The organism is Cytobacillus sp. OWB-43, from assembly GCF_034651445.1.
Lineage (GTDB): Bacteria > Bacillota > Bacilli > Bacillales > Cytobacillaceae > Cytobacillus > Cytobacillus kochii.
The window spans coordinates 146795-166089 of record NZ_JAYEFF010000001.1 but is presented as its reverse complement, the minus strand read 5'-3'; the positions used below and the strand labels follow the sequence as shown (position 1 = coordinate 166089).

Below are 19295 nucleotides of genomic sequence, written 5' to 3'. Positions count from 1 at the left end.
ATAGTTTGTCTCTATTTTACAAAAACGTTAACCATTATAGATTAGCGGTTTGTTGTTACTTCGTCAAACAGAAGTGAACAAAATATTTAAAATCGTAACATTTCTTTTATATCGTACTAATTAATTGGAGTGAGATTTCTATTTTTATCGTAGAAAAAAAGAGGTGCTCCCATAATAATTAAAAAGGGAACACCTCTTTTTTTAATCAACAATATTAATATTATAATCTTTAAACCAATAATGGATTTGTGCTAAGTGAGCGAGAAGCTGCGGTCCAGTCATTAATTGTCCAAACCATGGAACTTGAAAAGCAGAGCCTTCAGTTGCTACGATTTCTCGTAGATTCTTTTCATCGAATAATTCAAAAAGAACGGAGGATGATTCTTCTAATACGTCGTTCAACATTTTTGTCACAATGCTAATATAAGCAGGGTTATGTGTTTTCGGATAAGGACTTTTTTTACGATATAATACCTCGTTTGGTAATACCCCTTCCAACGCCTTCCTTAGTATTCCTTTTTCTCGATTACCATGCATTTTCATATCCCATGGAATATTCCATACATATTCTACTAGGCGATGATCCGCGAAAGGAACACGAACTTCTAAACTAGCTCCCATACTCATTCTATCTTTACGATCTAATAACGTTGTCATAAAGCTAAGCATGTTTATATAGAATAATTGCCGTCTTCTTGCTTCTTCCGGTGTTTCTCCTTCTAAAAGTGGGGTTTCAGCAATCGCTTGATTAAATTTATCCATACTGTAATCTTTTAAGTTTAATTTCTTTCTCCAATCTTCTTTCAGGAGGCGCTGTCTTTCATCGATTGATCGCATCCAAGGGTATCCAGTTCGACTGAGATCATCCGAACGATGAAACCATGGATAGCCTCCAAAAATCTCATCCGCACATTCTCCCGACAAACTAACCACATGCTCTTTTTTAATTTCACGACAGAACCAAAGTAGAGAAGAATCGATATCTGCCATACCTGGTAAATCTCTTACATGAACTGCTTCAACTAAATGAGCGGCAAGCTCCTCCTGTGAAATAATGCAATTCTGGTGAATGGTATGGAAAGTGTCTGACATTTTCTTAATATAAAAACCATCCGCATTTGGTTGAAAATCGTTTGCCTTAAAGAATTGATCATTGCCTTCGTAATCAATACTATAGGTTTTTAATGGTGGTTTTCCCTCTTTTTGATATGCTGTGGCTGCAATGGCTGTGATCGCACTTGAATCCAATCCACCAGATAAGAGCGTACATAAAGGAACATCCGATACGAGTTGTCTTGTTACTGCATCTGTAACAAGATTACGTACTTTTTCAGCTGTCTCATCTAAAGAGTCTTCATGTTTTTTGCTTTCCACATTCCAATAACGCCAAATCTTTAACCCTTGTTGTGATAGTGTTAATGCATGAGCTGGTCGTAGCTCTTTCACCCCGCGAAAAACACCTGATCCTGGGGATCTTGAAGGTCCAAGACCGAATACTTCTGCTAATCCCTCTCTATCTACTTCTGTTTTTACTTCTGGATGTGCTAAAATCGCCTTTATTTCTGAACCGAACAGTAACCCCTTTACTGTCTCTCTATAAAAAAGCGGCTTAACCCCTAATCGATCTCTACCAATAAAAAGTTCTTGACCGTTTTCATCCCAAATCGCAAAGGCGAATATCCCATTTAAATATTGAAGGCAATTTTTTCCCCATTCAATGTAAGAAGTTAGTAGCACCTCTGTATCAGAATGACCCTTAAACGAATATCCTTTTATAAGGAGATCTTTTCTTAAATCTTCTGTATTATAAAGTTCGCCATTGTAACAAATTGTATAGCGATTTTGATCCTTATCAATAGTCATTGGTTGCTTTCCGCCAACTGGATCAACAACGACTAATCGCTTATGACCAAACCCGGCTGGCCCAGAAGCAAAAATATTCGTATCATCAGGACCCCTTTTAGATAAAGTATTCGTCATTTTTTCTAGTGTCGGACGTTCATTTTGCATATTTGTATTGAAGTCAACCCAGCCCGTGATTCCACACATGGCTTCTTCACCCTTTCTACGAGCATCATAGATGCAGCAAATATTTAAGCGGATAATTAATGATGTCAAACGAGTGGAATTGCCCGGAACATCATGCATGGATTTATTCTATGCGAGCTAAAATAAATGGTTAATTGTCCTAGATAAAGGTTATAAAACATTAGGAAATTGCCAAAAAATAGAGTGAAAGACTTTTACCTGGAGGTTTATGATGAACAGACAACAACGACTCAATTTAATAGAACAACAATCAAGAGCCTATATGGAGGGGAATGTTGAATTTATTAATAATCAGTGGGTATTTTTTGACCAGGAAACGGATGAAGCATCTTCATTAGAAGAGTATCGCCAACAAGAAATTGAGGTATTTAGACTGAAACGGTGGCGAAAAGGTGTATTATCACTCAATGGCCAAATCCATTGCGGCAGTGATCTGCTCCATTTAAAAGATCAAGATCAGATAAGAATTAAAAAGCATCTCGTTTTCTCATTAGAATCATTATTAGAAGAAGTAAATGACGATGCCTTTGTACAATTCATCACTAGTTTAAACAGCATTGATTTCTCCATTTTTGATTGTATTTACTGCTATAATCAGTTGACATTTTTCGGTGATGAAACAAGAAAAAGCGGTGTTAATTTTATGATTTTTGATAATCAAGAGCATATTTGTAGCGTACAGCATCATTTCTTTTATTATGAAAAAGAGACAGACCGTTTCGAATTTACTTTAAATAGTGGAAAAAGAATGGTCATTGAAAAAATCTCTTCTTCCGGATAAAATGAGCATAAAAAAAAAGAAAAAAAGACTGTAGACACTCACTACAAGCTCGTCTACAGTCTCATTTCCAATGTTATGATCATTGCTGCTGCAACCCTTTTTCAAATTCTTGGTTTACTAATGGCTTTTGAAAAAAATACCCTTGAGCAAAGTGGCAATCCAGTTTCTTCAGCACTTTCATTTGCTCTTCTGTTTCTACACCCTCTGCTAACACTTTTAACTGCAACCCTTTCCCCATCGTAATGATTGCTTTCACAATCGCAGCATCAGATGTATTCATACGTAAATTATGTATAAAAGAACGATCAATCTTCAATGTATCAATTGGCAAATCCTTCAAATAACTTAATGAGGAATATCCTGTACCAAAATCATCAATCGATACTTGAATGCCCATTCTTTGCAACTCTTTCATAACTGCAATACTATGTTTTTTATTTTTCAGCATCGTACTTTCTGTTAATTCTAAAATTAAATACTTTGGTGGAAGGCCCGATTGTTGCAGGGCATCTTTAACAACCTTTAAAAAATGCTTTTGTTGAAATTGACATGCAGCTACATTAACCGATATTTGTAAATGTGTAAAACCTTGATCATGCCATAATTTATTCTGCTTACATGCCTCATTTAATACCCATCGACCAATATCGTTAATGAGTCCTGTTTCCTCTGCTAAAGGTATAAATTGTGCCGGAGAGATATTTCCAATTTTAGGATGGTACCATCTAATCAAAGCTTCACTACCAAAAAGCTCTCCACTTTCTAAACAAACGAGGGGCTGGTAATGAAGTGTGAACTGTTTATTTTTTAATGCTTTTCTTAAATAACCTTCCATCTCGAATCGTTTTAACACTTCTTCATTCATTTCTTCAGAAAAAAAGGTTAATTGATTACCACCTTTCTGTTTGGAAAGATGCATCGCGATATCAGCATTTTTCATCAGTTGCTCGGAATCTATCCCATCATTTGGATATAAACTAATGCCGAAACTTGCTGTGACATGAATCTCTTGCTGTTGAATAATAATGGGACGGTCGATGGTCTCAAGTAAAGTCTGTGTGAGCCTCATTATTTCTTCTGTCTGTAAATTCTCAGGTAATAAGCATAAGAAGCGGTCCCCACCAAAGCTCCCTAAAAAGCTATCGGTTGGTAAGGTCTGATTGACACGATAAGCCAGTTGCTGAATGATCTGATCGCCTATTAAATATCCAACACTTTCGTTAATCATTTTAAAACGATCGATATCAATAGATAGTAAAGCAAAAGATTGCTGATTTTTTTTCGCCCTTTTCATTGACGAGATTAATTGTTCAGTAAATCTATGTTTATTTGGGAGTCCAGTTAAATGATCATAGTACGATAATTCGGTTAATTTATTTTCGATCTTCTTTAGTTCTGTAACATTTTTAGCAATTCCATATATACAACTTACCTTTTCATCTCGAATAACTGGGATGAGTTTAATATCATAAAAGTCTTTCTTACCAAGTTTCCCAATGATATCTGTTTGGAACTGCTGTGTTTCCCCCATTCTTGCACGGTCAAAAAAAGCTTTGATAATCGGAAGTTGGCGATGATCAAATAAACGAGTAAATGGCAGACCAATTAGTTCCTTTGCTGTATAGCCCGAATTTTCCTCTAAAGCTGAATTGACACTTGTAAAACGATCCTCAGCATCAATAGTAAAGATAGATTCTGTGTTATTTTGGAACAAAACATGATAGCACTGCTTTAAATTTTGGCACTCTATCATTAATTGTTTTGTTCGTTTACGATCATTGACAGGTAATTGAATAAACGAATCGACCATCATCGGCTCCTCCTTTGTTACTGAAATAAACGATGGCACCTGATTTTCAAGCTGCATTTGTCCATTTTGTCAATTCCTGATAGTATAGCTGCCATTTCGTATCCTCCTGCGAGTGTATGTCCACCTTTCATTCGTCAACGTTTGATACTTTATAATCCAACCTCGATTTAAATTATAAGGACTTTATCTTTGACGATAATAAAAAGGTCTTTCCTCTAACACTCACAATTCTTTTATCGGTTTATTCTCATTTAATTGAATAACCGCCCTCATCTTTTACTTCATGATCAATCATGGAGGTTCTCATCCGTACAATGTTGACCATACCCTCTAATAATAGGGACTGTGTCAGGTAGCGCAACTTCGTTTCATATAGTATTAAATGCCCAAAACAAGAAAGTTAATATAGTACTATCAGATTAAAAATACCATAAAAGTTGATATAATGACACGAAAAAAAGAAAAAAGCTGCTAATTTTAGCAGCTTCCAATAGAGTCTTTTCACCTACATAAATGGTTTGAATCCTAATGGCAAACTTAAGCCTAAATAAAGGACAAGTAAAAAAGCGACAATTAATTGTACCCATAAAATGGTTGTTCTTTTGCCCTTTTTATTACGAATTAAGATCATTTCCCACATAGAGATAATCCATAGGCCAACAAGCGCTTTCAATACATACATAATATCAATATTACTAATTGAGAAAAGCATACCTACACCTGTGGCAATGATTAATAAGTAAAATAATCTTAGAATCATATGTACCACTTTATCTTTGCCATTTTTCTGCAATGATAAGGCAACAAAGAATAGAATAAAGGCAACGATCCATGTTGTTAAATGTGCATGTGTCACATTAGAACCCCCTTAAATTTCTTATTCTCTTATCCTTAGAGAATAATTCGTTTACATCATACCATAATCAAATAGATAAAGCCTAAAGATTACTATCAATCTTTACAATAATGATTAATTAATACTCATTATTGTATTAGATAACTGCCCTACACCTTCAACTGTGATTTCAATATGATCACCTGGCTTTAGAAAACGTGGTGGTTTAAAGCCATTACCAACGCCAGCAGGTGTACCTGTGGCAATAATATCTCCTGGTTCTAGCGTCATCCCTTTTGAAAGGATGTGAATAATCTTCTCGATAGGAAAGATAAATTTTGAAGTATGAGAATCTTGTCTTACTTCTCCATTGACCTTAGTCGTAATACGCAAATCATTAGGATTTGTTAACTCTTCTTTCCCTACAATCCACGGACCTATCGGACATGATTGATCCAAGCTTTTCCCTAAAAAGTATTGCTTATGTTTAGATTGTATATCTCTTGCTGTTATATCATTAATAATCGTATATCCAAACACATAATCTAACGCTTCCGCTTCTTCTATCTCTTTGCCTTTTTTACCGATAATTACTCCTACTTCTCCTTCATAATCTAACATTTCTGTTAGTTGTTGATAATGAGGGATTTCTTCGTCTGGAGCAGCTACTGTTGTAGGTGACTTCGTAAAGACAATCATTTCTTTAGGAATATCTGCTGAACTTCCCATTTCAATTGCATGTTCTGCATAGTTTTTCCCTACACAGAAAACATTCTTTTTCGGCCTTGGAATTGGTGCTTTTAATTGAATGTCTTCTAAGGCTATCAACAGGGTAGATTCACTTTCATTGCTTATTAATTCCTGTATGAATGTGTCGCTCCATTTTTCATGTCCGATGGCATCCACTAAATCTTCTGGCAAAGGTACCCCTTTGTTTTGTGCAGCCTCCTGCAAAGGTAAGACCATTTTTTCTTCTTTCACAAGTACGCCGTAAGCTTGTTTATTATTGTATTCATATGTTATGTACTTCACACTCTACACCCCTTTTTAAATAAGTATAGCGTAAATTAACTGAAATGTTAGCAAATGATTGTGAATAATAGATGACTCTTACTTTTGAATTCTTTTAAATGTAGACGGCTTTTGCCAATAAGTGAACCATCTCCAGCACCATTCAAATGGGCCATATACAAAATATTTCATCCATATTATGCTGAATAGAATTTGACATACGTATAATATAATGGCAATCATTGTTCCTGTCAGCAATGATACATTGCCATACAATCCAAACCCATAACTATAAAATAAACATGTAGCCACAATGGATTGCATTAAATAATTCGTCATAGACAAGCGCCCGATTGTTTGTAAAGGTTTTGTGATTATCCCTATCTTGCTATTAACGAGCACAAGGATGAGTAGGCTATACCCAACCGCTACCAATGGGCCCCCAAAGATATCTTGTATATATTGCATTGCTAAATTAGTACTAATGAAATATGGTAATAGTTTAATAAGGTATCCAGTAGTAAGAAATACAATCATGAGAACAATCGCTGTCATCCGTCTTTGTTCAAGTTTTTCAACCACTTGAAGCTTTCGTAGCCCTGCTCCAATTAAAAACAATGGTAAAATACTAATCATTAAAATGGGCATTGTGGCCAAATTATTATTCATTAACCAGTCATCTATATTCTGACGTACGATTTCTAGCCATGTGCCTGATTGATACACCTGAACAATGTCAGCAACAGATGTCGTCATCATCGCCGAAAGATCTGGTTCTATGAATAACGTAAGAAGTAATATCCCAACTAAGAGTAGATTTGGAATGATATAAATGAGTAGACCAAGTAAGATTAACAGTTTCCCTGACAGTTCTATGAATAAAATAAGAGCAAATCCTGCGATAGCATAGGTAACTAAAATATCTCCATGCCAAATGAATAATGCGTGACATAAACCGATGATTAATAAAAATAGAAATCTTCTTGCAAGTAATAATGGACTATGAACGCCTTTTAACTCTGCCCTTTCTTTTAGAATCATGACACCATAGCCAAATAATAAAGAAAATAACGGATAAAAACTCGCTTGAAAAAATACATCAATAATAGGAAAAACCGTACTATCCCCTGCTTTATCCCAATAATTAAACGGATCTATATGCGTATATGGTGAATGGAAAGATAAAAAATTGACTATTAAAATACCAAATAAAGCGAATCCCCTCATTGCATCGATGGAATGAATTCTTCTGTTTTCGTTAAGCGATTGCATAACTTCCTCCTAAGAAATTGTTTTTACAATTGAACTAAGTCGTTCCTTTTACCTCCTTCTCTTTTTCCCAGTCTATCCCGACTGCCGGTCTTTAATTTGTTAACTGGTCACTTATTTCTATTAGAATCTGATGAGAGAATAAAAGTAGAGCCACCTGAAAACAGTTAACCTATTTCTTCCTTTAATTCCAATATTCATCAACACACTACCTTAATATAGCATATTTTCTACTATCAATTTAATCATTTTCTCTTACTATTTTTTTGCAGTTTCTTAACGTACATTACCGAACATGAAAAAAAGCATATCTTTACCTTAAAAGATATGCCCATACTTCTCATTATTAAATAAATCCAAAAAACATGCGCTCTCGCTTCAAACAAATTTTTCAATTAACATATCTACCGTCTTTCCCACTTGTAGCCCAATAATCGTTACGTAAATGAATTTTTTGGATTTTTCCTGAAGCTGTTTTTGGTAGTTCGTTTGTAAATGTTACGCTAGTTATCGCTTTAAAATGAGCCATATTTTCACGAGTAAAAGCAATAATATCTTTTTCGTTCACCCCGTCCATCCCTTCCTTTAAAACAATAAAGGCATGTGGGGTTTCTCCCCATTTCTCATGTGGTACGGCAATAACAGCTGCTTCCAAAATGGCAGGATGTTCGTATAATACACCTTCAATTTCTATTGAAGAAATATTTTCACCACCGGAAATAATAATATCTTTCTTACGATCCACAATGTCTATGTTGCCATATTGATCAACTGTCCCCATATCACCAGTATGTAGCCAGCCATCACGAATCGTTTCTGCCGTTGCTTTTTCATTTTTCCAGTAACCTTTCATTACCCCGTGACTACGCACAACCACTTCGCCAATATCTTTGCTATTACTTGCAACTTCTGCACCATATTCATCCACAACTTTCACTTGAGAACCAATCATTTGATAACCGGCTTTTGCCTTCATTCTATATGTTTCTTTTTCATTTATTTGGATATGAGATCTGATTTGTGATATCGTGCTTAGTGGTGAAGATTCGGTCATCCCATATACCTGGATAAAGTCCCAGCCCATCTCAGCTTCCACTTTAGAAACAAAAGCAGGTGGCGGGGCAGAACCTGCAATCACTACGCGAATAGGATGTGAGAACTTCGTTTGATACTGATCATAGTATTGCATTAAGCTATTCAATACAGTCGGTGCCATATGAACGATAGACACTTTATATTTCTCCATTGCTTGAAAGATGACTTCTGGTGTCGTTTTACGCAGACAAAGTTGTTTTGCCCCATTCGCTGTATAATAAAATGGCGAACCCCAGCCGTTAACATGAAACATCGGCAGTACATGAATAAGTGTATCTTGATCACTCACCCGCAAATGATGCATCGTACTTAATGCATGTAAGTAGTTGTTACGATGAGTAAGCATCACACCTTTTGGGTCTCCTGTTGTTCCACTCGTATATAACAAAGAACATACATCCTCTTCGTCTATTTCTTCTCTACAAAAACTTTCTTCAGGAAAAGATGCTAACCAATTGTCATAACCAATTTCAGTTGTATCACCATCCATATCATGAACAATAATCGTTTCTATTGTTACTAACTGATCTTTAATTGGTTGTATCAATCTATACAGTTCTTGATCAACGAAAAGTACTTTTGATTCACTATGATTTAATATGAAAACGTAATCATTTGGCTGCAGGCGGATATTAAGTGGAACCATAATTGCATTTAATTGATATACACCATAAAACCCTTCAAGCATTTCCACAGTATTTGGCGCTAAATAAGCGACACGGTCTCCCTTTTGTACACCAATGCTTTCTAGCCCATGTGATAGTTGATTCACCCTTTTATTCAATTGATTATATGTAAGTGTGAGCGTATCACCATATATTGCTTCTTTATCTCCATATAACCTTACCGCACGATCTAGAAATTCAGTTAATATTAATGGTACCTTCACGGTAAATCCTCCTCGCTAAAATAATTAAAATTTTCTGATTATAATTATTTTAGCATTTCAACAGTCTGACATCTATATTTTTCACCCTTAATCATAAAGTTTCTTCACACTATTACACTAGGCACATAGGATAATGATAAATAGATAATTAGGGCATTCGCCCGTTTTCAAAACTTCTGTGTATGCAAAGGGTGTTTATATGCCAGCAATTGTTGGAGCTGTTCAAGTAATTTCTATAGGAAGTAGTTCCGTCTTTAACATTGGTGATATTTATAAGGTAATGCCCCTCTCTAATGCCAAAACGTTTTCTGGAGCCGGTTCTTTTAATACAGGGGATGGATTAGATGTTGTTAACTACAATAGCACAACCAACACATATGATAACGATAGCGTTGACCAAGGTAACTACTTTAATGCATAACTTTAAGGTGATGAGCGATGAATAATTATTATATTCAACAATCTATTTCTATTCAGCTAATTAAAATCGGCGGGGTCTCAAACTCTTCCGTATTTCAAATTGGCAGTGCAGGTATTATTAAACCATCCTCCCACTTGTATAATACGGGAGGGTTTACCGAACCTGCACCAGAATATGAAGAAACGCCAATTGCCCCAGGAACAACAGTAGGGACACCACTCGTTCCCTTAACTGCTCCATCGAAACCATAATAAGATTGGAAAGGCGGCGATTTTAGGATGAGTCAAGATCTTTACACGTATTTTCAACAATTACAAGCTTATGTACAAATGCAAGAACAGCGAATTCAAAAGCTTGAATCTTCAATGAAAAAAATGAAGGAAGAAATGGCACAAAATGATCGTCAGCCTATTCATATCGACCGGATCGAATATAAATTTGACCAGTTAAAAGTAGAGACATTGGAAGGGACATTAAACATTGGCTTAAATCCATCAGATTTGCAAGATATTGATGATTTCTCTGTCGATCAAAAAGAATTACAAACACCTTATTCTCCCAAAAATTTGTTTAAAAGAAATATGGAAATAGAAACGGCATTATTAACTTTTATAGAAGGGGAGCTCCCACAAATTGTTGAAGAAGCAGAAGCAAACTTAAAAATGCCAAAGGATAGCTCCTATGTAGAATTTATTAAAGAGGATATTAAAAAGCAGCTTTCTAGTCGTGTAGACTACTATTTGAAACAGCAGTCTAATCGTAATCTAGACAGCCAGGAAGAGAAAACAAAAGTGATTGAAGCATTAAAAACGGAAATACGAAATGGTGTCTATGCCTTCCTTAGTCATTTACCGGAGAATATGAAGGAGATGAAAAAAGAATGAATTTCCAAGTATATAACCGCGAGTTATGTGTGGGAGATGTGCGGATAATTGGTGTGTCAAGTTCATCCATATTTCTTGTCGGTGATGCGGAAACGATACAGCTTGCCTCTACCTTTGATACACCACCTGAATCACTAATTATCGGTCCCTTTGTACCACTAACACCGGAGTAATTACATGTTTAAAAGAACATCAGTTGTAGACCAGATTAAGGTGGACACATTTGGCTTCTCCTCCATTTTCGAAATCGGCGATACTTCTTATATCCAAGGTTATTCCAGGGCATTGGCACTGCAGCGAGACGCTGAAATCTTTTATGGTAAAGAAGGTAATTACAACGCTTATGACCTCTATAGAGAAGAATTAATTATTCCGAAAATAACTGAAAATATCCAAACTCACTATATTCAACATAAACCCATTATTAAAGTTAAGAATATAGATATTTTAGGCGTTTCATCAAGCTCAGTCCTTCATATTGGCAATACGAAAGATATTAGTATGGAATCTCGTGTGAAACATTTTAGACAATTTGTGAAAAACGAAGAATAAAGGGTGTTTATTATGCCGGCAATTATCGGCCCTGTCCAGATAATCAATGTTTCAGGTGGTATTGTTCAATTCGGCGATTCACTTTATATATCACCAAAAAGTAACTCTAAATCCACTACTGGCTCTGGAACTTTGAACACTGGTGGATTTATAATGACAAACAACGGGCTCAGTGCAAGTAATGTATTAGATGCAAACCTATTGGATCAGCCAACTGTAGGCAACTTATAAGAATACACTAAAAAGAGGGCAACTGCCCTCTTTTTATATTTCCAAAAAATAACCGCCATCAAAGAAATAAAGGTACTTTTGTGCGACTTTCCTTTTTGTTATCTGTTCGACCGCTTTCGTGTATAAATTAATTTGAACTCGGTATCTATCAATTAAAATTGGTGCTGCCTCATCCATTCCACCTCTAAAACGATCGGTAATGCGATCTGATTTGTAATCCACGATAACAAGGCCCTTATGATCCTCAAACAAACAGTCAATAATTCCTTGTACTAATACCGTATCTTCTGCTTGATCCCAATGGGAGTAAACTTCACTAGCTGGCAAAGCAAGGTTAAACGGTACTTCTCTTTGCAAAGTCGTTGCTTTTCTCATACGCTCAGCTAGCTCACTTTCAAGGAAGTCAACAATCAAAGCTGGGTCAACGACCGTAGCTTGCTCAGCTGTTAACAGTTCTTTTTTCACTAAATGTTCTACTTTTTCCATTATATGCTTTTCCTCTGCTGGATCATGTAAGTCTAAGTGTTGCATCACTGTATGCAAGGCCGTTCCTCTTTCAGCAGGTGTAATGGACTTTTCTTGCATGAATAACGGTCGATTTAAAATTGGCTTTTTAAACCCTTTAACTAATTCTTGCCCACTTTCCTCTTGAGAAAAGATTTCTTTTTGCCTTTTTATTTCAGAAACTGACTGTTTCGATCTTGATTTCATTGCTGATTGATAAGGATATGACCATTCCAGACGATGCTTAATCGTTTCATAATAACGAGATTTTTTATCGACTCTTTCTCCCTGCTGTACTTTTTCTAAGAGAAGGTCAGATTCATTTTGATTTTCATCAATAACCGCCTTCGCTTCTTCTTTTGCAACAATTTGAACTTCCCAACTAGATGGATGGTTATGAATTGCTGCTACTACCGGACTCAAACTAGTATCTAAAGTTGCGCTATCTTGATGTCGGATGATAGCAGGTGCGATCCAGTCTAAATAGCTTGTACTTTGAGCACGAGTAAAATCATCAAGTAGCCAGTCTGAATTCCTCGACACCCTTTGCCAATCCTTCAACTTCTTAGCCATATTTTTCGGCGAAGCAATCAAGAAAAGCTTTTCCTTCGCTCTTGTCAAAGCAACATAAAGCACTCGCATTTCTTCAGCAAGCATCTCCATTTTTTTCTTACGTTTGAAGGCAAGCTGCGGTAACGAAGCAAGAGAAATCCTTTTATTTGCATTCACATATTTATATGCTAACCCCAGATCCTTATCTAGCAAGAAAGACTTCTTCAAATCCATCGTATTAAAGTTTCGTGCTAGCCCTGGCATAAAGACAAAAGGAAACTCTAACCCTTTACTTTTATGAATAGTCATGATACGTACTACATCTTCCTGTTCTCCTAAGGCACGGGCAGCCCCTAAATCGTCTCCTCTTTCTCTCATTCTTTCAATAAAGCGCAAAAATCTAAACAATCCTCTAAATGATGTAGCTTCATATTGTCTTGCCCGATCATATAAGGCGCGCAAATTAGCTTGGCGTTGTTTTCCACCAGGCATCCCACCTGCAAAATCATAAAATCGTGTTTCTCTATATAATTGCCAAATCAAATCAGATAAAGCACCTTGTCTGGCTTTTTGTCGCCAATTTTCTAACTGCAATAAAAACGGCTTTAGCTTATCATAAATGGCAACCTTAGCCCCTGTTTGAACTTCAGAACAAAATTGTTGAACCGCTTCATAATAAGCACCAGTTTGATGAGGAACTCTTATGGTCGCCAATTGATTCTCTGTTAGACCAACAATTGGCGAACGTAATACAGCGGCTAATGGAATATCTTGATATGGATTATCTATCACTTTTAAGAGTGACATCATAATGGAAACTTCGGTAGCATCAAAATAGCCTTGTGAAAGATCAGCATAAACAGGAATCCCTTGCTGTCTTAATTCCTCTATCATTTGTGGTGCCCACGTCATTGAACGCAATAAAATCACAACATCCCGATACTTCATCGGTTGCTCTTGCTTAAGCTTTGCATTATACACTTGTTTATGGCTAGCCATTAATTCTCTAATTTTCTTTGCTATGAGTCTTGCTTCTAATTGTGATTGCGCGAGCTCTTCCTCCTCAAACGAATCAGGTTGTTCCGTATGATCTTCATCTTCAAGATCAATCATCGTTAACTCAATCGGATGCGTCACTTCTTCAGGATAAGCAGCTCCAGGAACAAGTTCAGCTGCTTCATCATAAACAATCTCCCCTACATTTTCTCCCATAATTTGCTTAAAGATAAAATTGGTGCCATGTAGGACTTCTTTTCTACTGCGGAAATTCCGCGCCAGATCAATGCGTAAACCTGTTGATTCACCGTCAGTCGTGAACCGATTATATTTGTTTAAAAATAAGTTCGGTTCTGCTAAACGGAAACGATAAATCGATTGTTTTACATCTCCAACCATAAAGAGGTTTCCGTTTAACTCATTATCATTTGTGACTAGTTGAAGAATCGCCTCTTGTACCATATTCGTATCTTGGTATTCATCGACAAGCACTTCTTTAAATTGTTTTTTATAGGCAAGGGCAGCGTCTGTAGGAATGAATTGATTAAATTGATCAACAACCCCAAGAATATCCAAACAATAATGCTCTAAATCAGCGAAGTCTACTAGTCCTTTTTCTGTTTTAACTGCTGCAAACCTCTCTGCAAATGCTTTTACTAATTGTGCTAATCCTGCAATATGTGGCTTCATTTCTAACATATCTTTTAGAAAAGATTCTGCTTTCCTGCTAAAAAGCTCTTCTTTCAGTTTCTTCAAGACATCCTTCGCTTGATCTCGCACTTTTTTCGACTCTTCTATTAGTTCTGGCTCAAACTCTTCCCCTTTACAAGCCTTTAAAGTTTTAAATTTATAAGACTGCATTGCCTCATACAATGTCTCCCAAGATTGCTCAGCCGCCTGTATTAAGATATCGACTAGTTGGATATCTGCTACAAAGTTGTCCGCTCTTGGCGCTGGTCCCCCAGGTTGCTTTGTTAACTCAAGTGCGTGGGTTAATAAACTTCTCACACCTTGTAATTGCAGGCGAACATCTGAGAGGAGATAACCGACAAATGGAATATCGCCCATATTTGCAGTAGGAGTCACATTGTACATCTCAATCATCTTGTCCAAATAATCATCCATTGACGGATTTGCTCGAGCAAAATCATAGATTTGTCTAATCATATCTTGAAGCGCCACATCACTGCGATCGTTTGTGAACGTATCCACTAAGTGGTAAAATGCTTCGTTATCTTCTTTACCATAAGCTTCTTCAAATAAATCATCTAAAACTTCATCTCGTAATAATTGAGCCTCTGTTTCATCTGCAATTCTAAATCCTGGGTCTATATTGATTAAATAATAATATTTCTTTATTACCTCTAAGCAGAAAGAATGCAACGTTGAGATGGATGCTTTATTGAGCAAAGTTAATTGTTTACGTAAATGATAGGAATGTGGGTCCGCTTGAATTGCCTTCTCTAGCGCTTCTCCTATTCTATGACGCATTTCTGCTGCTGAAGCATTAGTAAATGTGACAACAAGGAGCTCATCGACATTCATGGGATTGTCAGTGTTTAATATTTTGGTAATGATTCTTTCAACTAGTACAGCGGTTTTCCCCGATCCTGCTGCTGCCGCTACGAGAATATCTTGATTTGTCGCATGGATCGCTTTCCATTGATCATCTGTCCAAGTAAGATTCTCAGGCTTTGGTGGAATGATAGATTTAGGCATCCTTTTCTGCCTCCTCTCTTATTCGAGTTAGCACTTCATCTCTCGGTTTTTCATCTAATAATCTAAATGTATTCGTTTCTAATGACTCATCAAATTGACAGATGGATTTAAAAGAACAAAATGTACATGGCGTCCGTTCTTTCAATTTATATGGTGATATCTCCACTTGACCACCAGTCATTTGGTTACCCGTTTTAATATATTTATTTCTCACGAATTGTCGCAAGTAATTAAATTCCGCTTTATCAGCAACCTTGGATCGCTTTGATAGCGACCCATCTTTATTAAAGCCAGCAGAAATAATCGGCGAATCGCCTGTTGTTAAAGACTTGTCCATTAAACGTACAACATTTTCTTCTCCTAATAATAATCCCTTCATTTTGAACTTTTTCAAGATCTCTTTTTCTATCTCGTCTAAACCAAGCATTTTGCTTGAGTTAATCATTGGATTATGAACATGAAAATACAGAACACCCGCTGGATCAGCTTTCATACCGATGAGTTCCTCTGAATGGGCAATGACAATATCCAAATAGGTTAACATTTGTAACGATAATCCGTAATATACCTCGTTAATATTCACGTCTTTCTCACTTGACTTATAATCAATAATGCGTAAATACGATCCTGTCTTCTCACCTTTCGCTTGATCAACACGATCAATGCGTCCCACTAGTTCCATCATACTGCCATTTTTCAATGGAAAAGATAGAGATGGCCAATCACCAGAAGGTCCAAAGCTCATCTCTAAACCGACGGGTGTGAATCCACTGGCTTTTGCATGTTCTCCCATAATAAAGGATGCACGGCTAATGATTTGCTCCAGTTTTCGCTTAATATAGAAGTATCGATTAGAGCTTAGGAGGATTTCATGCTGTAATTTAGGTGCAAGTAGTTCAACGGCTTCTTTTGCAAGTAATTCGCATTGTTCCCTTGTCATATCTGACCATTGCAAGTCCTTATGCATAACCGTTTCGGTTATATATTTTAGGGCGGCATGAAATAATTCACCAATATCAGGTGCTTCTAATCGAAAGACTTGCCGTTCTCTCAAACGCAAACCATATTGGGCATAATGTGAGAACGGACAGCTATGAAAGAGTTCCATTCTTGATACACTTGCACGAATCGTTTCACCATACAATGCTTTACTAATCTCTTCATCTAGTTGTTCTGTCCTATTCTCATAATGTAAACTTGCTAAAACCTTGTTTGTGATATCTTGCCAGCCTGATTTCTGTAAATAAATATTATACGTATCCCACCACATGTCATAAATGGCATAATTGCGTTTCTGTAATTGTAATTGCGATGTTAAAAACGTTAATGCTGTATTAATATGACTGATATAGTCTATTTGTCCTTCTTCATTTAGTTCTGCTGGATCTGACATCAAATACTCTTCTTTTATTTGTACAAATTGATCTTGTATTCTCTTTATAAATGGAGAGGGAATGAGTGCCTTACCTTCTTCGTTTGCCATTGGATAGCTAACAAATAAATAATCTGACGGTGTGACAAATGCCTTATACGCCAAAAACTCTTCATCTAACAATCTCGTTTTCGTTGAAGGAGCTACTTTCATTCCTAGTGACAATAACTGCTCGCGATCATCATCTGCTAATACACCTTCTTCTGGAAACTTTGCTGGTAGAACCCCTTCATTTAAACCAATAATAAAGGCAGCTTTCATATCAGCCACTCGTGACCTTTCCATATCAGCAGCAATTACCTGGTCCATTGCAGGTGGTACAATACTAAATTGTAGTGCTTCAATACCTGCATCTAATATTGTCGCAAAGCGCTCTGTCGTCATCTGCTCACTACCAAGCATTTCTACATATTCATCCAATAGCTCAACAACTGCATTCCATGCTTGGTTATGCTCTCTAGATCTAACAAGCTCTCCTCTTTCTTCCGTCTCTATTTGCAGTTTTTCTATTTTGGCTGGGATATCTGTTTCTTCTAAATATAAATAAAGGGCTTCTGCGTATTCCCTGCCTGTTTCCGCTTTCTTCATTCGCCTTGAAAGTCTCAATAGTGGTGCAGCTACGATATCTCTTAATTGGTTGACTTCTTCTTCTATGTCTCTTTCTGCATCTGTTTGCCCTGTATTTGTCATCTCAAGGCCACGAATTCTCCGATATTTCCAGCGCTCTTTCTTTGTCCATTTACTACCTTGTATGCCATAAGATAAAACATAATTTTCTAACCGGTCCATCTTCTCACGTAATAATGAAGACGAATAGTTAAGTGGAAAAATCATTTCAGTTTTTATCGTACGGAAAACAGGTTCATATCGCCAGTTACTCATTAACACCTCTAAACTGGAACGAATAAATTCGACAACAGGATGATGTAACATGGACTTCTTTCTATCAATAAATAAAGGAATCTCATAATCATTAAACACGGTTGTAATTAAATCATGATATTCATGACCGTTTCTCATAAGTACGGTTATATCTTTATACCTTAACCCTTCATCACGAACAAGGGCACGAACCTTCCGGGCAATCCCCTCAATTTCTGCTCTGCGATTCATTGCATGGGCAATCATGACCCGTGCCTCCCCACTAAATGGGATAGTCGGACGCACTTCAAAATTGGCTTCAAAATGTCTCAATGATTCATGCTTGTTTGTCGGAACTTGAGAAAGTAACTCATATTCGACTTGATGTTTTTGTTGCTTAGCTATCTCTAGAATTGTTTGATATGTCTCACCTGTTTGCCTAAATAAATGGAGGGCATCTGGTGGTTCGTTATCAAACGGCTGATCTAACGTTAGGGCAATTGTCATATTTGGACAATGACGGATAAGTGCTTCAATAACGCGGTATTCCTGTGGTGTAAAACTATGAAAACCGTCGATATAAACTGTTGCCTTTTGCAAATAAACCGATTCATTTGCTTTTTCAGCAAGTAATTGCAAATAGTCTTCCGAGTCTAAGTATTTATCCAATATACCGGCTTCAAACTTCGAATAAATCAATTCTAAATCATGCAGTTTCTCTGCTAACACTTTTTTCTCATGATCATTCTGTTGTAATTGCGCTATTCGCATTTGTAATTCAGTAGGGTTCACACAATACCGTTTAAACTCTGTTAACATGCTTTCCATCTGCTGGATAAAGCCATTTTTATCAGCTGCATTTTGAAAAATTTTCAGCTCATCCTTCTGTTCCTCAATAATCTTGCGAATGAGCATGTTTGTACCAATACTACTTAAATGATAACGGCTTATTCCACCAGTCTCTTGCAGAACTCGCCATGCTAATCTCGTGATAGAAAAAACTTGTGTTCTAATCATTCCTCCTAAACCTTTAGAACTAGCTAATTTATATTCAGATTGAAACGTCATCTGTTCTGGAACAATATAAATAATTGGTGAGCCTTCAGGATTTTCTTTCATAAGTTGCTTTATCTCACTGACCATCTTCTCGGTTTTTCCTGTCTGAGACCGACCAATTAACATCTTTACTGTCATGTATTTTCACCTTCACTTTCAATGTGAATCGACCTATAGAATCTTTGTTCCTATTTTAGCACATCTCTCACACTTTTCTCCTTTTTGTGTTTAAAGTAAATACAGGGAATTCTGCTTGGTGGTTAACATTGTTGCAGGATAGATGCATGTGCTCTATTCTTTTTCTGTTCTTATTCAAAAATTCAAAAAGCCCAGCAAACATCTGCCGGG

The 19295-nt window shown here is 36.5% G+C and carries 15 protein-coding genes; 7 read left to right on the top strand and 8 right to left on the bottom strand.

What is annotated here, in order from left to right:
- Positions 1–201 precede the first annotated feature (201 nt).
- Positions 202–2049, bottom strand: coding sequence for an asparagine synthase (glutamine-hydrolyzing) (asnB, locus tag U9M49_RS00880; protein WP_322909154.1), 1848 nt, complete (start codon positions 2047–2049; stop codon positions 202–204).
- A gap of 211 nt (positions 2050–2260) precedes the next feature.
- Between asnB and U9M49_RS00875 the strand changes: the two genes are divergently transcribed.
- A complete protein-coding gene (locus U9M49_RS00875) occupies positions 2261–2830 on the top strand; it encodes a DUF2777 domain-containing protein (RefSeq protein WP_095369844.1) in 570 nt (189 codons plus the stop codon).
- Positions 2831–2909: 79 nt separating this feature from the next.
- Here U9M49_RS00875 and U9M49_RS00870 read toward each other — a convergent pair whose 3' ends face one another.
- The 5 genes from U9M49_RS00870 to U9M49_RS00850 all read right to left on the bottom strand — a co-directional run bounded on the left by U9M49_RS00870 (position 2910) and on the right by U9M49_RS00850 (position 9739).
- Positions 2910–4643 (bottom strand): putative bifunctional diguanylate cyclase/phosphodiesterase, encoded by a 1734-nt coding sequence (locus U9M49_RS00870; RefSeq protein WP_322909153.1) that lies wholly within the window; start codon positions 4641–4643, stop codon positions 2910–2912.
- 502 nt (positions 4644–5145) lie between these two features.
- Positions 5146–5496 (bottom strand): YisL family protein, encoded by a 351-nt coding sequence (locus U9M49_RS00865; protein WP_322909152.1) that lies wholly within the window; start codon positions 5494–5496, stop codon positions 5146–5148.
- A gap of 114 nt (positions 5497–5610) precedes the next feature.
- Positions 5611–6507, bottom strand: a complete 897-nt coding sequence (locus tag U9M49_RS00860) for a fumarylacetoacetate hydrolase family protein (protein ID WP_322909151.1) — start codon at positions 6505–6507, stop codon at positions 5611–5613.
- A gap of 78 nt (positions 6508–6585) precedes the next feature.
- Positions 6586–7758 (bottom strand): DUF418 domain-containing protein, encoded by a 1173-nt coding sequence (locus tag U9M49_RS00855; RefSeq protein WP_095369847.1) that lies wholly within the window; start codon positions 7756–7758, stop codon positions 6586–6588.
- A gap of 388 nt (positions 7759–8146) precedes the next feature.
- Positions 8147–9739 (bottom strand): long-chain-fatty-acid--CoA ligase, encoded by a 1593-nt coding sequence (locus U9M49_RS00850; RefSeq protein WP_322909150.1) that lies wholly within the window; start codon positions 9737–9739, stop codon positions 8147–8149.
- Between the two features lie 199 nt (positions 9740–9938).
- Between U9M49_RS00850 and U9M49_RS00845 the strand changes: the two genes are divergently transcribed.
- The 6 genes from U9M49_RS00845 to U9M49_RS00820 are packed head-to-tail and all read left to right on the top strand — an operon-like array spanning position 9939 to position 11827.
- Complete coding sequence (locus U9M49_RS00845) at positions 9939–10160, top strand: spore germination protein (protein WP_095369849.1); 222 nt, start codon at positions 9939–9941, stop codon at positions 10158–10160.
- Between the two features lie 17 nt (positions 10161–10177).
- Positions 10178–10411, top strand: coding sequence for a spore germination protein GerPB (locus tag U9M49_RS00840; RefSeq protein WP_095369850.1), 234 nt, complete (start codon positions 10178–10180; stop codon positions 10409–10411).
- Between the two features lie 27 nt (positions 10412–10438).
- The gene (gene gerPC / locus U9M49_RS00835) at positions 10439–11044 is read left to right on the top strand and encodes a spore germination protein GerPC (RefSeq protein ID WP_322909149.1); all 606 of its coding nucleotides are present in this window, start codon (positions 10439–10441) and stop codon (positions 11042–11044) included.
- The gene (locus U9M49_RS00830; protein ID WP_095369852.1) at positions 11041–11217 is read left to right on the top strand and encodes a spore gernimation protein GerPD; all 177 of its coding nucleotides are present in this window, start codon (positions 11041–11043) and stop codon (positions 11215–11217) included. Before gerPC ends, U9M49_RS00830 begins: the two co-directional genes overlap by 4 nt.
- Positions 11218–11221: 4 nt before the next feature.
- Entirely contained in the window at positions 11222–11596 is a 375-nt protein-coding gene (locus U9M49_RS00825) for a spore germination protein GerPE (protein WP_095369853.1), read from the top strand.
- 12 nt (positions 11597–11608) lie between these two features.
- Positions 11609–11827, top strand: coding sequence for a spore germination protein (locus U9M49_RS00820; protein ID WP_095369854.1), 219 nt, complete (start codon positions 11609–11611; stop codon positions 11825–11827).
- 33 nt (positions 11828–11860) lie between these two features.
- Here U9M49_RS00820 and addA read toward each other — a convergent pair whose 3' ends face one another.
- Both addA and addB read right to left on the bottom strand, forming a co-directional pair.
- Entirely contained in the window at positions 11861–15598 is a 3738-nt protein-coding gene (gene addA, locus U9M49_RS00815; protein ID WP_322909148.1) for a helicase-exonuclease AddAB subunit AddA, read from the bottom strand.
- A complete protein-coding gene (addB, locus tag U9M49_RS00810) occupies positions 15591–19085 on the bottom strand; it encodes a helicase-exonuclease AddAB subunit AddB (protein ID WP_095369856.1) in 3495 nt (1164 codons plus the stop codon). The genes addA and addB overlap by 8 nt, the downstream gene beginning before the upstream one ends.
- Positions 19086–19295 lie beyond the last annotated feature (210 nt).

Excerpts from the sequence above, each read along its gene's own strand:
- U9M49_RS00825 (WP_095369853.1), top strand. The coding sequence starts at position 11,222 with ATGTTTAAAAGAACATCAGTTGTAGACCAGATTAAGGTGGACACATTT.
- asnB (WP_322909154.1), bottom strand. The coding sequence starts at position 2,049 with ATGTGTGGAATCACGGGCTGGGTTGACTTCAATACAAATATGCAAAAT.
- U9M49_RS00840 (WP_095369850.1), top strand. The coding sequence starts at position 10,178 with ATGAATAATTATTATATTCAACAATCTATTTCTATTCAGCTAATTAAA.
- U9M49_RS00855 (WP_095369847.1), bottom strand. The coding sequence starts at position 7,758 with ATGCAATCGCTTAACGAAAACAGAAGAATTCATTCCATCGATGCAATG.
- addA (WP_322909148.1), bottom strand. The coding sequence starts at position 15,598 with ATGCCTAAATCTATCATTCCACCAAAGCCTGAGAATCTTACTTGGACA.
- U9M49_RS00875 (WP_095369844.1), top strand. The coding sequence starts at position 2,261 with ATGAACAGACAACAACGACTCAATTTAATAGAACAACAATCAAGAGCC.
- U9M49_RS00845 (WP_095369849.1), top strand. The coding sequence starts at position 9,939 with ATGCCAGCAATTGTTGGAGCTGTTCAAGTAATTTCTATAGGAAGTAGT.
- U9M49_RS00830 (WP_095369852.1), top strand. The coding sequence starts at position 11,041 with ATGAATTTCCAAGTATATAACCGCGAGTTATGTGTGGGAGATGTGCGG.
- U9M49_RS00870 (WP_322909153.1), bottom strand. The coding sequence starts at position 4,643 with ATGATGGTCGATTCGTTTATTCAATTACCTGTCAATGATCGTAAACGA.
- gerPC (WP_322909149.1), top strand. The coding sequence starts at position 10,439 with ATGAGTCAAGATCTTTACACGTATTTTCAACAATTACAAGCTTATGTA.
- U9M49_RS00820 (WP_095369854.1), top strand. The coding sequence starts at position 11,609 with ATGCCGGCAATTATCGGCCCTGTCCAGATAATCAATGTTTCAGGTGGT.
- addB (WP_095369856.1), bottom strand. The coding sequence starts at position 19,085 with ATGACAGTAAAGATGTTAATTGGTCGGTCTCAGACAGGAAAAACCGAG.